The following is an 18,655-nucleotide window of genomic DNA, read 5'->3' as shown; positions in this document are numbered from 1 at the left end:
GATGCGCGTTGCCGTCCCCCATTCGCTTTCCCGTGCCGAAGTGCGCAGCCGTCTCGACGCGAAGAAGGACGACTTGGCCGGTTTCGTGCCGGGCGGCATGGCCGACATCGAAACCTACTGGCAGGGGGAGGACCGCATGATGATGGTCATCCGCGCCATGGGGCAGGAGCTCAACGGCCATGTCGATGTCGAGGATACGCAGGTCACGTTCGAGATCGACCTGCCGCTGGCGCTGTCCTTTGTCGAGCCGATGGTGAAGGGCGCGCTGGAGGAAAAGGGCCGCAAGCTGCTGAGCTAGAGGCGGCGCTCCCACTCCAGCAATTCCCGCGGAATGCGCAGCGACGCCGACGCGAGCCGCGTTTCGGTGAGAAACAGCCCCAGCGCCCACATCAGGAGCGACAGCGCGATGAAGAAAAACAGCGCGTCGAGCCAGTCGTAGCGCGCGTGCCACACGGCCGTCATGAAGATCGACACCACGGTAAGCCCGATGGATAAAGCGCTGAGCACGAGGAGCAGCATCGCCCGGTTGATGAGGTTGATCCGCCGGTCGAGAATGCGGATTTCGCGCACGACCTGATCGTGCTCCGACCCTTCGGTCGCGGCGTGGAGTGCCTGCACCGTGCGGGCCCGGTCGACCACGCGCCCCAACCGCCCGGCCAGCATGTTGAGCATGTTGCCGATCGCGACCAGCACGAAAACCGGCGCAAGGGCGAGCTGAATGGTCTGCGCGATCATCGCTGCGCCATCGCGGCGTCGCTGAATCCATTGCGCGCACGTTTCAGCATGGCCGCGTCACCAGGCAAAGCCCGTCGTCCGCGAACCGCACCGCATCGATCCCATGCGCCAGCGCACAGCCCCCCGGCGCCACCTCTTCGCCATCGACGGTCACCGATCCTTCGCGCGGAATGACGAGCAGCGGCCCCGTATATTGCGCGCGAAGTTCCGCGTCCGGCTGTCCGTCGAGGCGGTCGAGCACGAAAAACGGCCCCTCGACCAGCCGCTGCGTCCCGCGCGCTGGCACATGAAAGCGCAGATGCGGATCGTGCGGCGTGCCGGTGGCAACGGCGATCCCCTCGTCGAGATGCAGTTCGCGCGGGCGCCCGTAATCATAGAGGCGATAGGTGATGTCGCTGTTCTGCTGCACCTCGATCAGGCTGACGCCCGCACCGATGGCATGGACGGTATTGGCAGGGATGTAGAAGAAATCGCCCGCCCGCACCGCGTGCCAGACCAGCATATCCTCGATACTGCCGTCCTCGGCCGCCGCGCGCATCGTGTCCGCATCGACGTCCTCGGAAAAGCCGATGCCGAGCGCCGCGCCCGGCTCGGCGTCGATCACGTACCAGCATTCCTCCTTGCCCTGACGGCCCTGCCCCTTCGCCTCGGTCTGGGCGTCGCTGGGGTGGTTCTGAATCGACAGTTTCTCGCTGGTGAAGATATATTTGACGAGCAGTTGATCGAGCGTTTCGGGCGGTTCGAACCATATTTCGCCGATCCGCGTGCCCTCCGGTGCCACGAACGGCGCCGGCAACCGGTCCCGGCCCCAGGGCTTTTCGACCGTGCGGGTGGACAGCACCGTCACTGGTTGACTGCCCCGGACAGCTTGCCGACCTTCTGCGCACCGGCGGCCGTCGTGATCATCACGTCATTGCCGTCAACCACCACGATCACATCCTCCAGCCCGATGACCGACACGCGCGGCCCGTCGCTGTCCACCATGACGCGGCGGCAATCGACCATCTCGACATCGCCCTGCGCCATGTTTCCGTCGCTATCGCCGCCCCGCGCCTCGTGCAGGGCTTGCCAGTTGCCGATGTCGGACCAGCGCATGTCGGCGGGCACCATCGCGGCGGAGCGCGTGTTTTCCATCACCGCGTAATCGACCGATTCCCCCTCGATCACCGAAAACGCGCCGGCATCGGGGTAAAAACGCGCATCCTCCTCGCGCCCCTGTGCGACCGATTTGCGCACCGCATCGGCAAGCTCTGGACGGTGGCTGGAAAGTTCGTCCATGAACGTGCCGGCACGGAAAGCGAAGATGCCGCCGTTCCACGCATAGCCGCCATCGGCCAGGAACGCCTCCGCCGTGTCGCGATCGGGCTTTTCCACGAAACGCTCGATGCGATAGCCGGCATCCTCGATCGGCGCGCCCTGCTTGATATAGCCGAAGCCGGTTTCGGGCGCGGTGGCGGCAATGCCGAACGCGACGAGCCAGCCTTCGCGCGCAAGCTCGCCAGCCTTCGTCGCGGCTTGCGCGAAGGCCGCGGGATCGCCGATGTGATGATCGCTCGGACAGACGAGCATGATCGCGTCCTCATCGAGCCGGCACGCGGCGAGCGCGATGGCCGCAGCGGTGTTCTTCGCCGCCGGCTCCACGATGAGCGTGCCCCGCCCGTCCAGCTGCTCTTCCACCAGCGCGACATGCGCCGCGCCCGCGACCACGACCGGCGCACCGAAACAGGTTTCGTCGCCGCAACGGTCGAGCGTTTCGCGAAACAGCGGCGTCCCGCCGATCAGTGGCAGAAACGGCTTGGGCCGGACCGCGCGCGAACGGGGCCACAGCCTCGTCCCGCTCCCGCCGCACAAGATTACAGGAATTATCGACGCCATCACAAAACCCTTCACATTACCCCATCACCATGAAAGCCGCCCCCCGCGGCCTTCGGTCATTCCATCATCTGCAGCAACCCGTCGACCGTGCTCGTCGCGAAACCGACCGCGCTGTCCGAAATGCCATAGGGGATCAGGATCTGCTCCCCCATTTTCATCACGCCGCAGGTATAGACGACGTTCGGCACGTAACCCGACCGGTCGTCGTCCTCCGCCGTCAATACGGGCGCCTTGCTGCGTGCGAGGACCTTCGACGGGTCGTCCCGGTCGAGCAAGGCACAGCCCAGCGAATATTTGCGCATCGCGCCGACCCCGTGGGTAAACAGCAACCAGCCATGTTCGGTCAGCACCGGGCTTCCGCAATTGCCGATCTGGATGAACTCCCACGGATATTTCGGCCCCATGAGCAGCACGCCTTCGTCGTCCCACCGGTCGATCCTGTCGGAGCGGAGCAGGAACAGGTTCTTGCCATCCTGCCGCCCGACCATCGCATAGCGTCCGTCGATCTTCTGCGGGAAGAGCGCCATGCCCTTGTTACGCCCCGCCGCCCCCTCGATCGGTTCGAGCGTGAAACTGCGGAAATCGCGGGTGCGCAGCAATTCGGAACGGATCGCATGCCCGCTATAGGCGGTATAGGTACCGATCCATTCGTAATCCCCGCCGCCATGGTCGAAACGCACCAAGCGCAGATCCTCGAGCCCGCCCGATTGCTGTTCGGTGATGGGGAAGATGACGGTGTGCGACAGATTGCTGTCCGGGTTGCGGAACACGGTGACCGCGCCATCGCCGGCGACCTCGGCCTCGCCGCTGTCGACCGCGGTGGCAAAGGCGCCCTGCGGCCAGAGCGTGAATTCGCCGTCGCGGTCCATGATCCCTTCGCGAAAGGCGATGGAGCTGATGTGCCCCTCGCCCACCGCGCGGAGCGACAGGACGAAACGGCAGCTATCCTCGTCCAGCCCGGACTGATCGGGATGGGGCACGATCGACGGGTTCATCAACGCCGCCGCCGCATAGGTGTATTCGTGGCAGAAATAGCTGCCGATGAGCTTGCGCTGCATGTCGCCGAAACGCGCGGCGTCGAGCCCGAGCACGTCCTCCACCTCGCGATAACGCTCCTCGAACACCGCCTCCGTCTGCCAGTGGCGTTCGCTAAAATCGGTCAGCACGCGCTTGTATTCGGTCGCGACCGCCGCATCGGACAGGTTCGCGATATCTTCCACCAGCCGCATGGCGCGATTGCCATCGGCGGTGCGGGCCTGCCAGCCTAGGTGAAACGGCCTTAGAACAACGCGCGACGGATCGGCATGAAGCCGCTTATCGGATATGTTTAGTGGACTTTCCGGATAGTCGCTGGTTCTCAAAAAGATCTCCCGTCGAATTGCCCGGCTGCGAACGCGCAAGAGCCGTCATCGCATAATAGGACAACTGGAATGCCAGTATCGACTCCGCTCCGCAATTGCGATTCGCGCCGCGCGGCGTGATTCCATCGCGGCAATGCCCGGTCCTGATGTCAGCCAGATGAACCCCGCGATCATTGCCGCCGAAAAACCAGCAATAGGCGATGCGCGCATGCTCGAACCAGCGCGCCTCGCCCGTGACGGCAAAGGCCGCCGCCGCCGCCTCGATCGCGGCAAGCGCCTCGAGCGGTTGCTGATCGAAGGGGAGGATTTCGTGGGCAAGGTTGAAACTGTCCGAACCGACGGGGCGGAAATTCCCGGTCGCGGAGCGTTGCTGCTCGTTGATCCAGGCGAGGCTGGACAGCCCGGCCTCCAGCCATTCATCGCGCCCGCAAATGCGCCCCGCCTCGATCAAAGCCTGCGACAGGCGCGGATTGTCGTAGCCCACCACCGCCTCGAACCAGGCCCAGTCCGGCCGCCGCGCCGCCGCGATCAGCCGGCACAGGAACGCCCCGCCGTTTTCAAGCACGGCGCGCGCCTGTTCATGGTCCGGCTCCTGCGCAAGCCGCCCGGCCGCGCCCAGCATGGTGAACGCCACCGTGCGCGGCGAATCGAGTTCGGCCACGGCAGGCAACGCCTCGTCGAAAAGGGTTTTCGCCCACCAGCGCAAATCCTCGTCCCGGCCCCGCGCGCAGGTCTGACCCAGCGCCCAGAGCGAGCGGCCATTGCTGTCGTCCGACCCCTCCTCCTCGCACCACCGGCGGTCGAAGCCCATGAAATTGCGGAAACGGCGGCGATCGGGGTTCCACGCCTGCTGAAGGAAGGAGGCAAAGCCCGACGCCATGCGCGCCGCTTCGTCGTCGCCCATCGCCTCGGCCACGTTGACGAGCATCAGCGCGCGGGCATTGTCGTCCACGCAATATCCGTGGCGCCGGTCGGGCACCCTTCCGACCGCATGCTGATACATGCCGGTGTCGTCGCACATCGCGGTAAAGCCCGACATGCCCGGCATCGCAAGCAGCGGCACGGGCGTCGCCGCCTGGCGCGCGACCACGCGGTTGAGCAGGTTGGCCGTCGCATCGGCAAAACGCGGCCAGACCGTCTTGCGCCCGCGGGCATAGGCGCGCCGTTGCATCGCCTCCAGCCGTTCGGGTTCGTCGAGCAGGCCGTTGACGGTGCGGGCGATACCCGCGCTGTCGCCCGGTGCGACGAACTCGCCCACGCCCTCGCTCAGCAATTCGCGCGCGTGGAGATAGGGCGTGGACACCACCGCCTTGCCCAGCGCGACAGCATAGCTGAGCGTGCCGGAGGTCGATTGCTGCATATTGGGATAGGCGGTGATGTAGATGTCGCAGCTTTCCAGCTGATCGAGCAGTTCGTCGGTATCGACGAAGCGATTGTCCCACACCACGTGATCCGTCACGCCCAGCCTCTCGGCCAGCGCCTTCAACCCGTCACGATAACTCTCGCCCTCCTGCGCGACGAGATTGGGATGCGTCGCGCCGACGATGCGATAGACCGTTTCGGGATGGCGCGCGACGATGGACGGCAACGCCTCGATCACGTTCTCCAGCCCCTTGCCCGGTCCGAGCAGACCGAAACTGGTCAGCACCCTGCGCCCTTCGAGACCCATGCGCGCCTTGAACTCGGCCTGCCGGCCAAACGGGCGATCGGGTGCGCCATGCTCGATCACCGCGACACGGTCGGACCCCACGCCATAAGTTTCGGCGAGGAGATTGGCCGAATGGCGCGACATCACCATCACCCGGCTCGCCCGGTTCAGCAGGTGATCGAGAATTTCGCGCTGCCGTTCCGACGGGTCGGCCAGCACCGTATGGAGGGTGAGCACCAGCGGCGCGGCCAGCCGGTCCACGAGGTCGAGGACCATCTCGCCCGACGTGCCGCCGAAAATGCCATATTCGTGTTGCAGCCACACGGCATCGACGCCGCTTTCGTTGATACGCCGCGCCGCCCGGGCATAGGACGCGGCATCGTGCGCCGCGATCGTACCGGCGACGTCGTCATAGGAAAGACCCTGCGCCAGGTCGTCCATGGCATAGATGTCGAGTGCGATTTCCGGGTGGAACCGGGCGAGCTGTTCGACGATGTCGCCGGTAAAGGTCGCGATCCCGCATTGGCGCGGGGTGTAGGTTCCGATGAGTGCGACCCGCCTGTGCACCGGATCGCCGCCCTCGTTCGCCGGATCGGCGCTCTTGCGCTCCTTCTGGAACAGGGAAACCACGTCGGATACAACGGGATTTTCGGTCATCGGCGCGAACCTTTAAATAAAGCGTTAACCTCGTCAATCCAGTGCCTTGCGAGTGGTTCCCGCGATTGCGAACATCGGTCCGATTATGGGCCGGTTTTCCCGCGCGCACCTTTCGAGACGAGTCGAAAAAGCGTCCACCTCCAGTATTCTACGCCCTTTTTTCGCAAAGCGCGAAGATTTTGTGCGATTGCGAGATAACACGCCGCAGCCATGCGCCGCCGGCCTTACTGCCACCACCATTGTTTCCAGCCCGTGCGCTCCGCCACCGGATCGCCATTCGCTCCGATCGCGGGACGATAGCGGAACCGTTCCACCACCAGGTTGCAGGTGATGCGATCGACCTCGGCATTGCCGCTGCTGCTGCGCACGGAGCAATCGCGGGCGCGGCCGTCGGTGCCGACGGTGAAATACACGATCACGAAGGCGCCATTGCGGTCGGGCGCGCTGTTCCGGGGAAAATCGCGCGCGGTGATTTCGCCGGCGATCTTTTCCGCCCCGCGGATCGCGGCGCCGCCCCCGCCGGAGCCGGTGCCCGAACCGCCGCTCCCCGTGCCGACGCCGTCGCCGCCCCCGCCGCTGCCCGTGCCCGTGTCCCCGGCGCCGGAGCGGTTCTCATTGCCCTTTGCCGCCGCGGGGGGCGCGGGCGGCGCACGCCGTTCCACGCGCGGCTTTGGCGCGGCGACTTCGCGGGGCGTCGCCTCCGCTGCCTCGGGCGCGGCGGCACCGTCGGGTTCTGGTGCGGCCATGGTCGGTTCCGGTTCGGGCTGGGGTTCGGGCTCGGGTTCAGGCCTGTCGAGCGGCACGGCAAAGGACGCGACCGAACGCAGCGTTTCGGGCACGACGTCGATGTCGAACGCACGCAAAAGCGCGAAAATCGCTGCCACATGGAGCAGCGCGACGACGACGACGGTGGCGATGCGGCGCCTGTCGGGCCGGCGGCGGGGGAACGAAGAGGGCATCGGGATTAGAGGTCTTTAAAGGGCGGTTCGTTCCCGTGGCCCCCTCCCGCCGCGCCCGGCGAGACGATGGGTCCATGCCGGCCCCGCGACAAGCCGCGCAAAAAAAATGCGATTCCCGGGAACCAAATGCCGATTGAAGCCGCGTATGGCCCGTCAAAACGTTAACACCCGCTTGCGCTTGGCTAAGTAGTTGCATAGGCTACGAATCCGGGCTGGGAGGATAAGGGCGCACGGGTCGCGCGATTATCGTTATTCCGGCCTTCCATGTTTGGAGGGTTCATGAGCAAATATTACACGTCCGAAATCACGCCGCTCAATCACGAGGATCACGACATCGATCCCGTCGATTTCAGCCTCGATCCCTATGTCGGGTCCGGCTGGCGCGGCAAGACGGTCGCCGATCTCGATCAGGTGATCGACCAGATCGACAGCAGCCGGGCACAGAAAGTGACCGCCAACAACACGATCACCTACACCTTCCTCAAGGAAGGGCAGGACCTGATCAGCATCTACAACAACAAGAAATACGGCTTCACCGCCGGCGAAGGCCTCGCCGCCTTCTCGCCCGAGCAGCGGGACGAGGCACGCGAATCGATTCAGCTGTGGGACGATCTGATCGCGCCGAGCTTCCGCGAATCGAACGGCCGCGGCGCCGACATTCAGTTCGCCAATTCCACCGATCCGGCACAGGCCTACGCCTATTACCCGAGCGAGCAGGGCGGTCAGAAATATCTGGGCGACGTGTTCGTGGCCGATCCCGAAGTGAACTGGACCAATGCCTGGCTCGGTTTCGGCGGCTATGGCGCGACGACGCTCGTCCACGAACTGGGCCACGCCATCGGGCTGAGCCACCCCGGCGCGTATAATGGCGCGGGCGCGACCACCTATGCCGCGCAGGCCGAATATGCCCAGGATTCCGAGCAGTACACGCTCATGTCCTACTGGGGCCTCGAGGCGACCTCGATCAACCAGTACAACGTGGACTGGAGCACGCTCTACTACAACAACCCGCAGACGCCGCTCGTCCACGACATCCTGACCGTTCAGGACAAGTATGGCGCGGACATGACGACGCGGGCCGACGATACGGTCTATGGCTGGAATTCGACGGCGGGCAACGCGGTCTATGATTTCTCGCAGAACCTGTTCCCCTATCTGTCGATCTACGATGCCGGCGGCAACGATACGATCGACATGTCGGGCGCGGGCGCGGGCGTCTTCATCGACCTCACCCCCGGTTCGTTCAGCGCCGGTGCGGCCGACATTCCCGATGCGGATGTCATCAATGCCCGCCGCGACGTGATCGAGGAAATCAGCGGCAACACGCTGCGCGACCTCACCGATGCCAATGTCGCGGCGTACAAGGCGACCTACAAGCCTTACTATGAAAGCCTGATCGAATCCGACACCGGCGTCGACGGCGTGTTCGCGACGGCCTATGACAATCTCTCGATCGCCTATGGCACGATCATCGAGAACGCCATCGGGTCGAGCGAGCGCGACTTCCTGCGCGGCAACGATGTCGACAACGTGCTGACCGGTCTTGGCGGCGACGACGTGCTCGAAGGCGGCCTGGGTGCCGATACCTTCGTGGTCGGCGACGGCAACGACACGATCCTCGATTTCAGCCTCGAGGAAGACATGCTCGACATCTCGGCTCTCGGCCTCGATGCGGGCGCGCTGACCTTCAGCGAAGGGCTCGTGGAAATCGACATCGATGGCGACAGCGTCACCGATGCGACCGTGACCTTTGCTAACAATGTCGAACTGACCGCGGAGCAGGTGATCTTCGCCTGATCCACGGATCGACTGAAACGGCGAAAGTACCGGCGGAGCGATCCGCCGGCCCTTTTTCTTGATGCCGCACCGACGAAAGCGGCCCGTCGAGGTTACGGCGTCACGCCCCGATCCACGCGCGCAGGATCACCGCCACCACGCCGAGCACCGCCACGCTCCCCGCCCAGATCGCCGCCATCCAGGCCAGCCTCTGCCACAAAGGACGGCGTTCGGGCGCCTCTCCCGGCCGCATCAGTGGTAGCCCTCGTGCCCGACCTTTCCGCGAAACACCCAGTATGCCCACCCGGTGTAGATCAGGATCAGCGGCATCGTGATGGCCACGCCGATCAGCATGAAGACCTGGCTGCGTTCGGGGGCCGCGGCCTCCCATATGTCGATGCTGCCCGGCACGATATCCGGCCACATCGTCACGCCCAGCCCCGCCATGCCCAGCAGGAACAGCGCGATGCCGAGCCAGAACGGCGTCGCCTCCTTCCGCTTGAACAGGGCGCGGAACAGGAAGCCTGCGATGATGAGCGTGAGCAGCGGCACCTGGCTTGTGAAGAACAGGGCCGGCGTGTCGAGCCAGCGTTCGCGATATTCGGGCCGCAGGATGAGGTTATAAAGGCTGATGACCGCCATCAGGCCGAGCGTCAGGATCGTGCCCCACCGCGCCAGCCGATACGCGTGGTCCTGGCATTTGCCCTCGGTCTTCCACACGAGCCAGCACGCGCCGAGCATAGCATAGCCCGCCACCACGCCGATCCCGCAGAGCAGCGTATAGGGCGTGAACCAGTCGAACCAGCTGCCGGCATATTCGCGGCCCGACACCTCGATCCCCTGAAGCAGCGCGCCGAGCGTCATCCCCTGCGCAAAGGCGGCGATGAGCGAGCCTGCGCAAAAGGCCCAGTCCCAGAACGGCCGATGTTTCGGATCGCGCCAGCGATATTCGAACGCCACACCCCGAAACACCAGCCCCAGCAGCATCGCGATGACCAATGGATAGGTCGCGGGCAACACCACCGCATAGGCCAGCGGAAAGGCCGCGAACAAGCCGCCCCCGCCGAGCACGAGCCAGGTTTCGTTCCCGTCCCACACCGGCGCGATGGAATTCATCGCCTGATCGCGCTCCACACCGGGAGAAAAGCTGGGAAAGAGCACCCCGATGCCGAGATCGAACCCATCCATCACGACATAGGCGAACACGGCAAAGGCGATGATGAACGCCCAGATGACGGTCAGGTCGAAATTCACGCTCATTCGCCGTCTCCCTGCGGGTGGCGGGGCTGGTCGGCGATCGCCTCGCCGTGGCCTTCGCCGGTGGGGTCCTGCGTCGGGCCGGGGGTAAAGCCGGCACTTCGGATCGGGCCGTCGTCGCCGCGCTTGACCCCCTCTTCGTGGGCATGCGGCGCGTCCTTCATCAGGTGCAGGATATACCACGCCCCTGCGGAAAACACGGTGAGATAGACGATGACGAAGGCCAGCAGCGAGGTCGCCACCGCCGGCGCGTCGAGCGGGCTCGCCGCCTCCGACGTGCGCATCAGATTGTAGATGACATAGGGCTGTAGGCCGACCTCCGTCGTGATCCAGCCGGCGATGACCGCCACGAACCCCGACGGCGCCATGACGAGCGCCGCCCGGTGCAACGGTTTCCAGTCGTAAAGCCGCTTGCGATAACGCGCGAACAGGCTCCACAGCCCGAGGCCGAGCATCGCGAAACCGATGCCCACCATGATGCGAAACGACCAGAACACGATGGCGACCGGCGGTTGTTCATCGTCGGGAATGGTGTCCAGCCCGGCCAGCGGCGCATCGAGGCTGTGCTTGAGGATGAGCGAGGACAGTTTGGGAATGCCGATCGCGTAATCGAGCGTCTGCGTCTCGTCATCGGGAATGCCGAAGATATAGAGCGGCGCACCGTCCGGGTGGCTTTCGTAATGCCCCTCCATCGCCATCACCTTCTGCGGCTGATGCTCCATGGTGTTGAGCCCGTGCATGTCGCCGGCAAAGATCTGCACCGGCGCGACGAGCGCGGCCATCCACATCGCCATCGAAAACATCTTGCGCGCATGGGCGTTGGTGCGGTCCTTGAGCAGGTGCCACGCCCCCACCCCGCCCACGACGAAGGCGGTGGTGAGATAGGCCGCGATCACCGTGTGCACGAGGCGGTAGGGGAAGGAGGGATTGAACACGATGTCCCACCAGCTTGCGCCCGGCAGGAATTGCCCGTTGGCGCCCATTTCGAACCCGGTCGGCGTCTGCATCCAGCTGTTGACCGACAGGATCCAGAACGCGGAGATGAACGTGCCGAACGCCACCATGCAGGTGGCCGCGAAATGCAGCTTGCGCCCCACCCGCTCCATCCCGAAAAGCATCACGCCGAGAAAGCCCGCCTCCAGGAAAAAGGCGGTCAGCACCTCATACGCCATCAACGGCCCGATCACCGGCCCCGCCCGGTCGGAATAGACCGACCAGTTGGTCCCGAACTGATACGACATGACGATGCCGGACACGACGCCCATGGCAAACGCGATGGCAAAGATCTTCAGCCAGTATTTGAACAGGTCGAGATAAAGCGATTTCCCGGTTTTCAGCCACAACCCTTCGAGCACGGCAAGAAAGCTCGCCAGCCCGATGGAAAAGGCGGGGAAGATGAAATGGAAGCTCACGGTGAAGGCGAACTGAATCCGGGCCAGCACCAGCGCATCGAAATTGTCGAACATGGGTTCGCTCTTTCCTGACACCGGCGATTCGCGTGGGCAAATTCGGGGCGCATCGGGGCGCGCATGGCCATCAGGCCGGTGCCTTCGCACGATCAGGGCCGCGCATTCCCGGCTGCAGACATTGTGCAACCGCCCCTCCCATCGCGCATTCGCGGGCAAGTTTCAAACCCCAAAACGGCAATCGTGGTTGCGCAAAACGACAGAGCTACGGGTTTTGCGCTTGTGCATGCGGCCCGCCATCGCGCAAATGCCGGGCATGATGGAATGGCCCGACCTGCTTCACCGCCCCCGCCCGCTCCCCGACGGGCGCATCGCCTATGGCCGCGACGGGTTGCAGCATGTCGATGTCTGGCTTCCGCGCGCACGGGCGCGAAACGCGGCGGGCCATCCGGTGGTGGTGATGGTGCATGGCGGATGCTGGCAGACCGATGTCGCGCGGGCGGGCATCATGAACTACATCGCCGACGACCTGCGCCGGCGCGGCATCGCGGTGTGGAACCTCGAATATCGGGGCGTGGACCGGCCCGGCGGCGGTTATCCCGGCACGTTTCGCGATGTCGGGCGCGGGTCCGACATGCTGCGCGAACGGGGTGCGGCGCTGGGCATCGATACGGCGGCGCGCTTGGTGTTCGGCCATTCGGCGGGCGGGCATCTCGCGCTGTGGCTCGCGGCGCGGCACGTGATCGCGCCGCGCAGCCCGCTGTTTCATCCCGATCCGCTGCGGTTCGGCAGTGCCATTTGCGCAGGGGGCTTGCCCGATTTGCGCGCGGCGCGGGTCGCCCCCGGCAATACCTGCGGGACGGAGGCGGTCGATGCGCTGCTTGGCGCGGACGTTCGCGATGCGGCGGACCTGTTCGCCGATTGCTCGCCCGCCGACATGATGCCCTTCGCTACGCATCAGACGCTCATCAACACGGGAGAGGATCATATCGCGCCGCCGTCCTTCGCCGCGGCCTATGCCGCGAAGGCCGATGCGGCGGACGCGGAGGTGACCTGCGTAACCGTCCCGGACGAAGGGCATGTCGAACTGATCGCGCCGGGCACGGCGGCGTGGGCGGCGGCGTGCGGTGCGATATTTGATGCGCTGAAACCCGGGGACATCGCGCCATGACCATGACCATCGACGAAGCGCGGCAATGCGACGCCGCCGATCCGCTGCGCGCGTTTCGTGCGCGCTTCGATCTTCCGCCGGGCATCGTCTATCTCGACGGCAATTCGCTCGGGCCCTTGCCGCGCGCGACGCGGGACCGGGTCGCCGACATGGTCGACCGACAATGGGGCCGCGACCTCATCGCCGCGTGGAACGACCATGGCTGGATCGACGCGCCCCGCCGCATCGGCGCAAAGATCGCGGCGCTGATCGGCGCGGCGGAGGACGAGGTGCTGGTGGCCGATTCCACCTCGGTCAATATTTTCAAGCTGCTGACCGCGGCGGCACGGGCAAATCCGGGCCGAACCGAGATCCTCGCCGAAGCGGCCAATTTCCCGACCGACCTGCATATCGCGGCGGGGGTGGCGGACCTCCTCGGGATGACGCTCCTCACCGCGTCGCCCGACGACCTTGCCGATGCGATGGGGGCAAATACGGCCGCGGTCATCCTGCCCCATGTGCATTACCGGAGCGCCGCGCGATACGACATGGCCGCGATGAACGCCCGCGCGCAAACGGCGGGCACGCATATCGTCTGGGATCTCAGCCATAGCGCAGGGGCGGTTCCGATCGATTTGTCGGGGTGCGGGACGATGCTCGCGGTGGGATGCGGGTACAAGTTCCTGAACGGGGGGCCGGGGGCACCGGCCTTCGTCCATGTCGCGCACGAATGGCAGGACCGGCTCCACAATCCGTTGCAGGGGTGGCTCGGCCACAAGGCGCCCTTCGACTTTGCCGATGCCTACGAACCCGCGCCGGGCATGGGACGGTGGCAGGCCGGCACGCCCGCGATGCTCAGCATGGCGGCGCTGGAAAGCGGGGTCGATCTCATGCTGGAGGTGGACATGGACGCGCTTTTCGCGAAATCGGCGGCATTGTTCGATGCGTTTGCCGCGCGCATGGCGGAGAAATGCCCCGCCCTCACCCTCGCCTCCCCGCGCGAGGCGGAGCGGCGCGGGAGCCACATCTCGTTTCTGCACGAGGACGCCTTCGCCATCGTGCAGGCGGCGATTGCGCGCGGCGTCATCGGCGATTTCCGCACGCCAGACATCGCGCGTTTCGGCCTGACCCCGCTCTATACCGGGTTCGAGGACATTGTCCGCGCCGCCGAGACCATTGCCGAGGTCATCGCGACCGGCGCATGGCGCGAGGCCCGTTTCCGCAAGCGCGGCGCCGTCACCTGAGGCTCAGGACGCGGGTTTCCACACCTGCGTCTTGCAGATGAAGGCGAGGCAGCCCTGCACCTTGAGCGAGCCATTCGCCATACGGCTCACGACCGCGCGATATTCGTTGCCGTCTTCGGGGTTGTAGATGTCGCCGCGCCACACGTCGTCATCCGCGGTCAGACCCATGAGGATCGGCAGGCCCAGGATAGGCCGGCTCCGCAGCGCGGGATCGTCATTGTTGATGTCGCGCGCAGGCACGCCCTTTTTCGGGCGCAGGATCTTGTCCACCTTGCCGCACATGGCCTTGCCGCACGTTTTCACGGCCACGACCGCGCGCCCGTTTTCGGTGACGTAGCGCCCCTCGATCGGCGCGGCGGCCCATGCAGGGGTGGACACCGTCGCCAGCGTGGCGAACAACAGCGCGGTTTTCATCGAGAGTCGTCGCATGGGCGCTCCTTAACAGCAGGGACAGGGCGTGACGATACGCAACACGACACAATGGCGCATCGGCATCATCGGCGGTTCGGGTCTATACGCGATGCCCGGATTGAGGAATGCTGAATGGATCGAGATCGCGACGCCGTGGGGGCGTCCCTCCGATGCGGTGCTGACCGGATCGCTGCACGGGGTCGAGCTTGTCTTCCTGCCGCGCCATGGGCGGGGCCATGTGGTGGCGCCCGGGGCGCTGAACGCCCGCGCCAATATCGACGCGCTCAAACGCGCAGGCTGCACCGACATTCTGGCGATCAGCGCGATCGGTTCGCTGCGCGAGGAAGTTGCCCTAGGCCGGTTCGTGGTGGTGGATCAGTTCATAGACCGCACCGCGGGCCGCCCGTCCAGCTTTTTCGGGACGGGGATGGTCGCGCATGTGTCCATGGCCGATCCGGTCTGCCCGCGCCTTTCCGCCATGGCCGGGGCCGCGGTGCGCGACGCGGGCGGCGCGGTGACCGAGGGCGGCACCTATCTGGCGATGGAGGGGCCGCAATTTTCCACCCGCGCGGAAAGCCACATGTACCGCGCATGGGGCGCCGATGTCATCGGCATGACCGCCCTGCCGGAGGCCCGGCTCGCACGCGAGGCGGAGCTGCCCTATGCGCTCGTCGGGATGGTCACGGATTACGATTGCTGGCGTGATGAGACAGAGGCGGTCGAGGTGGACGCCGTCATCGCGCGCATGGCGGAAAATGCCGAGATTGCGCGCGGGGCGGTCGACGCATTCATCCGCGCGCTTCCCCCGACGCGGACGCCATCGCCCATCGACACGGTGCTGGACAATGCGCTCATCACCGATCCGGCCTGCCGCGACCCGGCGGTACTGGCGCGGCTCGACGCGGTGATGCGGCGCGTGAACGGCGGCGACTGAAACGGCCCGTTTCGATCATCGCGCGGCCGCGTCACTGCTCGCCCGCGGGCGGCTCGTCCTGCGCGGCGGCGGCGTCGGTTTCGCTGCGCAATTTGCGGTTCGCGGCCAGCTCGGCATCGATCTCGCGCGCCTGCTTGCGAATATGCGCCTCCGCCTCCTCGTAGCGGGTGTCGAAATCCGGCTCCTCCTGACACCCGGCCAGCAGGAGCAGCACGACCACGGCAGAGATCCGCACCACCTGCATCAGTAATTCTTGCGATAGCGGATGCTGGCATCGGTGCGGCCCGACCCGCCCGCCTGGCTCAGGATCGAGAGCGCCGGGGTCAGGCTGATTTCGAGCTGCGTCGCGGTGAACCCGCGCGCATCGGTGATCAGCTCGACATAGATATCGTCGGTAATATACTGCCCCGCTGCGAGCGCGGTGCCGCGCCCGCTCGCCTCATCCGCGCCGAGAATCCGCAGCCGGTCGACCCCCGTCGCCGAACGCAGCGTGCCGAGCGGGTTCAGCCCGCCCCCCGACCCGCGCAGCGAATTGAGCGATGCGGCAAGCTGCACCGCCTGGATCGTGGAGAGATTGCCGATCGAGCTTCCGAACAGGATGCGCGACACGATTTCGTCCTGCGGCAGGCCCGGCGTCGAGGCGAAGGAAATCTGCGGATCCATGGCCCGGCCCGCGACATTCACGCGCACGGTCACATCCTCGATCTCCTCGCTCGCCACGAGATTGAGCACCGGATCGATGGTGGACCCGCCGGTAAACCCGATCCGCCCCTCGACCAGCTCGAACGAACGCCCGGCAAAGCCCAGCGTGCCGCGAATGAGCGACACTTCGCCCGAAAGCCGCGGCGCGGTGCTGGTCCCGCCGATGGTGAGGTCCGCGTCCCATTCGGATTCCAGCCCCATGCCCGAGACATAGAGCCGCTCCGGCGCGTTCAGATCGATGTCGAGCCGCAGCTGATCGAAGATGCCCGGCTGCGTTTCGGGCTCCTCGTCCCCGGTGATGCGCACCGGTCCGCGCGGCGGCTTGAACCGCACGCCGGTCAGTTCGGGCACCTCGGCGGCGCCCTGGCGGATGATCTGATAGCGCGTTTCGGGGAGCAGCAATTGCCCCGACAAAAGCGCGGTCTGCCCCGCACTCTTCGAAAGGCGCAATTGCCCGGTTGCCGATGCGCGGATCATGTCGCTGCGCGCAAGTCGTGCATCGTCGAGCGTGACCGACACGTCCATGGGATAGCCGCTGTCGGCGGCGAGGCTGACATAGCCGCTGGCCTCGACCGAACCGTCGCCCGCGGTGGCGGTCATGCGCTCGATCCTGAGTTCGCTCCCGTCGAAGCGCCCCTGCAACGCCATATTAGTGAGCCGCGTCCCATAGGTGAGGTTTTCATAGGTCAGCGATTTGGCGCGGATGATCCCGGCAAGATCGGGGTCCGACACCCGGCCCGAGAAATCCGCCGCGACGCCGACGGGGCCCGAAAGCCGCTGATCCGGCTGTCCGGCAAAGGAGAACAGCGTATCGGCCGGCCCGTTATAGCGGATGCCCCCCGAAAGCGGCGCCATGAGCAGGCGCTGCGTCCACGGCCCCGCGCCGGGCGGGAGCGGGTTGAGCGAGGCGACCATGCGCCCGATGACGGTGCCGCGGCGCCGCATGACCGCGCGCGCCTCGCCCCCGTTGGCGAGCAGCTTGCCGACGAAATTGATGTCGACCGGCTGGCTCACCGAGGCGGCGGTGGTGCGGGTGAAATCGTCGATCGACAGGCGGGCATCGGCGCGGGGGAAGGCATTCGGCCCGGCCTGCGCGAAATCGAGGCTGCCCGTGGCGTTGCCGCCGAGGCCGAGGCCCGGAACGAAGGCGTTGACGATGGCCATGTCGAGCGAATCGAGCCGGCTCTGCACCTTGATCCCGTCACCGTAATTGCCGGCAAGGCGGAGATTGCCGCTCCCGAAATCGATGCGCGTGGGCAGCAGTTCATAGCTGCCGTTTCCGGGCACGATGCGGGCGGGATTGACCGTGGCGAAATCGATGCCGCGCACCCGGCCCTTGACCGCGGCGCGCCACAATTGCGGCGTCATGTCGGCGTTGAGCGCGATGCGGAACGGCACGCCGTTGCTCCCCTCGGCCAGCAGCTTCGCCTTGCCCGTGCCGCCGCGATAATCGACCGTGGCGCGCGCGGCATTGATGTCGAACGAACCGTACCGCACCCGCGCCAGCTGCGCCGCGGCGACCACGTAAGGCTGATCATAGAGTACGACGCGCCCGTCGATCTTCGCCGAACCGATGGCGAGATTGGCCGGCCCCTCGAGCGTGGTATCGTTCGCGCGCAGGTTGAACAACGCTTCCTGATACCGCCCCTCGGCATCGAGGCGGACCACGCCCGTCAGCCCGCGCCCGTTGGCGAGCAGCCGCCCGGCAAACGGCCCGGCCGAAGTCTGACGCAGCGAGCCTGTAAAATCGACCCCGCCGAGATTGGCGCTGTTGATCTGCACCGTCGTCGCATCGCCCAGCCCCAGCGTGACATCCGCGGTCAACGCGCCGTAATCGGTGTCGCCGGTAAGGTCGAGCCGGTAGCCCGTGCCATTGCCGGTCCCGCGAATCTCGGCATTCAGATTGGCGAGGCCGATCCCGAAATTGGGGTTTTCGGCGGTGATCGTCGCCTGCGGATCGGTGATGGTGCCCGCGACGCGCACGCCGACGCGGCCATAGGCATCGGTGATGGCGTCGGCATTGAACGCGATGCGCCCGTCGGTGCTGTAACGCCCGCTGCCGCCGGTAATGCGGACGAGCGGGGCCTCGAGCCTCAGATTGGTGAAATTGATGGTGCCATCGGGGGCATAGCGCACATTGGCCGAGGCCAGCGCATTGCCGCCGAGGAAATCGCGCACGCTTTCGTTTTCGAGCCTGCGCGAACGCACGCTGACCCGCCCGGCGAGTGCGTAGCCGCCCGCCTCGGTCCGCAGATCGACATCGGTGGTGATGTCGAAGATACCGACGCTTTCCACACGGTAATTGTCGATCCGCCCGTCGATCGCGCCGGTATAAAGCCCGGTCGACATATCGGCGAGAAGGATGACATTCGCATCGATCCGGTCCGATTGTATCCGCATGTTGTCGGACAGGATGCGCGGACCCTGAATCGCGATATCGCCCGCAAGCCGCACATCGGCGAGCGTGCCGCCCGCCACCGTGTCGAGCCCGGTAATGCGCGACGCGCGCGCCTGCACCGGGATGAGGATCCGGTCGGGGT

The 18,655-nt window shown here is 65.9% G+C and carries 17 protein-coding genes; 5 read left to right on the top strand and 12 right to left on the bottom strand.

The window, feature by feature from the left end:
• The first annotated feature begins 1 nt into the window (after nucleotide 1).
• Nucleotides 2–298: a polyhydroxyalkanoic acid system family protein gene (locus tag JD971_RS10120; RefSeq protein ID WP_202083111.1), complete on the top strand. Its 297-nt coding sequence runs from the start codon at nucleotides 2–4 to the stop codon at nucleotides 296–298.
• Here JD971_RS10120 and JD971_RS10115 read toward each other — a convergent pair.
• From JD971_RS10115 to JD971_RS10090, 6 genes are all read right to left on the bottom strand, one after another.
• Complete coding sequence (locus JD971_RS10115; protein ID WP_202083109.1) at nucleotides 295–735, bottom strand: DUF2721 domain-containing protein; 441 nt, start codon at nucleotides 733–735, stop codon at nucleotides 295–297. The genes JD971_RS10120 and JD971_RS10115 overlap by 4 nt on opposite strands.
• Nucleotides 736–778: 43 nt before the next feature.
• Nucleotides 779–1,582, bottom strand: coding sequence for a class I mannose-6-phosphate isomerase (locus tag JD971_RS10110; RefSeq protein WP_202083108.1), 804 nt, complete (start codon nucleotides 1,580–1,582; stop codon nucleotides 779–781).
• Complete coding sequence (locus JD971_RS10105) at nucleotides 1,579–2,610, bottom strand: mannose-1-phosphate guanylyltransferase (RefSeq protein ID WP_202083106.1); 1,032 nt, start codon at nucleotides 2,608–2,610, stop codon at nucleotides 1,579–1,581. The genes JD971_RS10110 and JD971_RS10105 overlap by 4 nt, the downstream gene beginning before the upstream one ends.
• A 56-nt stretch (nucleotides 2,611–2,666) precedes the next feature.
• Nucleotides 2,667–3,839: a glycoside hydrolase family 130 protein gene (locus JD971_RS10100; protein ID WP_202083104.1), complete on the bottom strand. Its 1,173-nt coding sequence runs from the start codon at nucleotides 3,837–3,839 to the stop codon at nucleotides 2,667–2,669.
• Between the two features lie 85 nt (nucleotides 3,840–3,924).
• Nucleotides 3,925–6,276, bottom strand: coding sequence for a glycosyltransferase family 4 protein (locus tag JD971_RS10095; RefSeq protein ID WP_202083102.1), 2,352 nt, complete (start codon nucleotides 6,274–6,276; stop codon nucleotides 3,925–3,927).
• A gap of 224 nt (nucleotides 6,277–6,500) precedes the next feature.
• Nucleotides 6,501–7,235 (bottom strand): energy transducer TonB, encoded by a 735-nt coding sequence (locus JD971_RS10090; protein WP_202083100.1) that lies wholly within the window; start codon nucleotides 7,233–7,235, stop codon nucleotides 6,501–6,503.
• 279 nt (nucleotides 7,236–7,514) lie between these two features.
• On the opposite strand from JD971_RS10090, the gene JD971_RS10085 reads away from it, so the two are divergent.
• Nucleotides 7,515–9,032: a M10 family metallopeptidase C-terminal domain-containing protein gene (locus JD971_RS10085; RefSeq protein WP_202083098.1), complete on the top strand. Its 1,518-nt coding sequence runs from the start codon at nucleotides 7,515–7,517 to the stop codon at nucleotides 9,030–9,032.
• 100 nt (nucleotides 9,033–9,132) lie between these two features.
• On the opposite strand, the gene JD971_RS10080 is transcribed toward JD971_RS10085, so the two are convergent.
• The 3 genes from JD971_RS10080 to JD971_RS10070 are packed head-to-tail and all read right to left on the bottom strand — an operon-like array spanning nucleotide 9,133 to nucleotide 11,734.
• The gene (locus JD971_RS10080) at nucleotides 9,133–9,264 is read right to left on the bottom strand and encodes a DUF2474 domain-containing protein (protein WP_202083096.1); all 132 of its coding nucleotides are present in this window, start codon (nucleotides 9,262–9,264) and stop codon (nucleotides 9,133–9,135) included.
• Nucleotides 9,264–10,271 (bottom strand): cytochrome d ubiquinol oxidase subunit II, encoded by a 1,008-nt coding sequence (gene cydB, locus JD971_RS10075; protein WP_275588713.1) that lies wholly within the window; start codon nucleotides 10,269–10,271, stop codon nucleotides 9,264–9,266. Before cydB ends, JD971_RS10080 begins: the two co-directional genes overlap by 1 nt.
• Nucleotides 10,268–11,734 (bottom strand): cytochrome ubiquinol oxidase subunit I, encoded by a 1,467-nt coding sequence (locus tag JD971_RS10070; RefSeq protein WP_202083094.1) that lies wholly within the window; start codon nucleotides 11,732–11,734, stop codon nucleotides 10,268–10,270. Before JD971_RS10070 ends, cydB begins: the two co-directional genes overlap by 4 nt.
• Nucleotides 11,735–11,960: 226 nt before the next feature.
• Between JD971_RS10070 and JD971_RS10065 the strand changes: the two genes are divergently transcribed.
• Nucleotides 11,961–12,845, top strand: a complete 885-nt coding sequence (locus JD971_RS10065) for a S9 family peptidase (protein ID WP_202083092.1) — start codon at nucleotides 11,961–11,963, stop codon at nucleotides 12,843–12,845.
• Nucleotides 12,846–12,847: 2 nt separating this feature from the next.
• Nucleotides 12,848–14,068, top strand: a complete 1,221-nt coding sequence (gene kynU / locus JD971_RS10060) for a kynureninase (RefSeq protein ID WP_202087545.1) — start codon at nucleotides 12,848–12,850, stop codon at nucleotides 14,066–14,068.
• A 3-nt stretch (nucleotides 14,069–14,071) separates the two neighbouring features.
• Here the strand turns inward: kynU and JD971_RS10055 are convergent, their stop codons facing one another.
• On the bottom strand, nucleotides 14,072–14,497 hold the full coding sequence (locus tag JD971_RS10055) for a DUF2147 domain-containing protein (protein WP_236672041.1): 426 nt from the start codon (nucleotides 14,495–14,497) through the stop codon (nucleotides 14,072–14,074).
• Between the two features lie 28 nt (nucleotides 14,498–14,525).
• On the opposite strand from JD971_RS10055, the gene mtnP reads away from it, so the two are divergent.
• Nucleotides 14,526–15,413 carry an S-methyl-5'-thioadenosine phosphorylase gene (gene mtnP / locus JD971_RS10050; RefSeq protein ID WP_256435258.1) on the top strand — a complete coding sequence of 296 codons (888 nt, stop codon included), beginning with the start codon at nucleotides 14,526–14,528 and terminating at the stop codon, nucleotides 15,411–15,413.
• A gap of 31 nt (nucleotides 15,414–15,444) precedes the next feature.
• Here mtnP and JD971_RS10045 read toward each other — a convergent pair whose 3' ends face one another.
• Both JD971_RS10045 and JD971_RS10040 read right to left on the bottom strand, forming a co-directional pair.
• Nucleotides 15,445–15,657: a hypothetical protein gene (locus tag JD971_RS10045; RefSeq protein ID WP_202083090.1), complete on the bottom strand. Its 213-nt coding sequence runs from the start codon at nucleotides 15,655–15,657 to the stop codon at nucleotides 15,445–15,447.
• Entirely contained in the window at nucleotides 15,657–18,632 is a 2,976-nt protein-coding gene (locus tag JD971_RS10040; protein WP_236672040.1) for a translocation/assembly module TamB domain-containing protein, read from the bottom strand. Before JD971_RS10040 ends, JD971_RS10045 begins: the two co-directional genes overlap by 1 nt.
• Nucleotides 18,633–18,655: the final 23 nt, after the last annotated feature.

Source organism: Croceicoccus sp. YJ47 (assembly GCF_016745095.1).
Classification (GTDB): Bacteria; Pseudomonadota; Alphaproteobacteria; order Sphingomonadales; family Sphingomonadaceae; genus Croceicoccus.
The sequence above is the reverse complement of the archived record's forward strand: the minus strand, read 5'-3'. Positions and strand labels throughout refer to the sequence as shown.

Coding starts and splice junctions, on each gene's coding strand:
- JD971_RS10070 (WP_202083094.1), bottom strand. CDS start 11,734: ATGTTCGACAATTTCGATGCGCTGGTGCTGGCCCGGATTCAGTTCGCC.
- JD971_RS10085 (WP_202083098.1), top strand. CDS start 7,515: ATGAGCAAATATTACACGTCCGAAATCACGCCGCTCAATCACGAGGAT.
- cydB (WP_275588713.1), bottom strand. CDS start 10,271: ATGAGCGTGAATTTCGACCTGACCGTCATCTGGGCGTTCATCATCGCC.
- JD971_RS10120 (WP_202083111.1), top strand. CDS start 2: ATGCGCGTTGCCGTCCCCCATTCGCTTTCCCGTGCCGAAGTGCGCAGC.
- JD971_RS10080 (WP_202083096.1), bottom strand. CDS start 9,264: ATGCGGCCGGGAGAGGCGCCCGAACGCCGTCCTTTGTGGCAGAGGCTG.
- JD971_RS10045 (WP_202083090.1), bottom strand. CDS start 15,657: ATGCAGGTGGTGCGGATCTCTGCCGTGGTCGTGCTGCTCCTGCTGGCC.
- JD971_RS10055 (WP_236672041.1), bottom strand. CDS start 14,497: ATGCGACGACTCTCGATGAAAACCGCGCTGTTGTTCGCCACGCTGGCG.
- JD971_RS10090 (WP_202083100.1), bottom strand. CDS start 7,235: ATGCCCTCTTCGTTCCCCCGCCGCCGGCCCGACAGGCGCCGCATCGCC.
- JD971_RS10105 (WP_202083106.1), bottom strand. CDS start 2,610: ATGGCGTCGATAATTCCTGTAATCTTGTGCGGCGGGAGCGGGACGAGG.
- JD971_RS10095 (WP_202083102.1), bottom strand. CDS start 6,276: ATGACCGAAAATCCCGTTGTATCCGACGTGGTTTCCCTGTTCCAGAAG.
- kynU (WP_202087545.1), top strand. CDS start 12,848: ATGACCATCGACGAAGCGCGGCAATGCGACGCCGCCGATCCGCTGCGC.
- JD971_RS10100 (WP_202083104.1), bottom strand. CDS start 3,839: ATGCGGCTGGTGGAAGATATCGCGAACCTGTCCGATGCGGCGGTCGCG.
- JD971_RS10065 (WP_202083092.1), top strand. CDS start 11,961: ATGCGGCCCGCCATCGCGCAAATGCCGGGCATGATGGAATGGCCCGAC.
- JD971_RS10115 (WP_202083109.1), bottom strand. CDS start 735: ATGATCGCGCAGACCATTCAGCTCGCCCTTGCGCCGGTTTTCGTGCTG.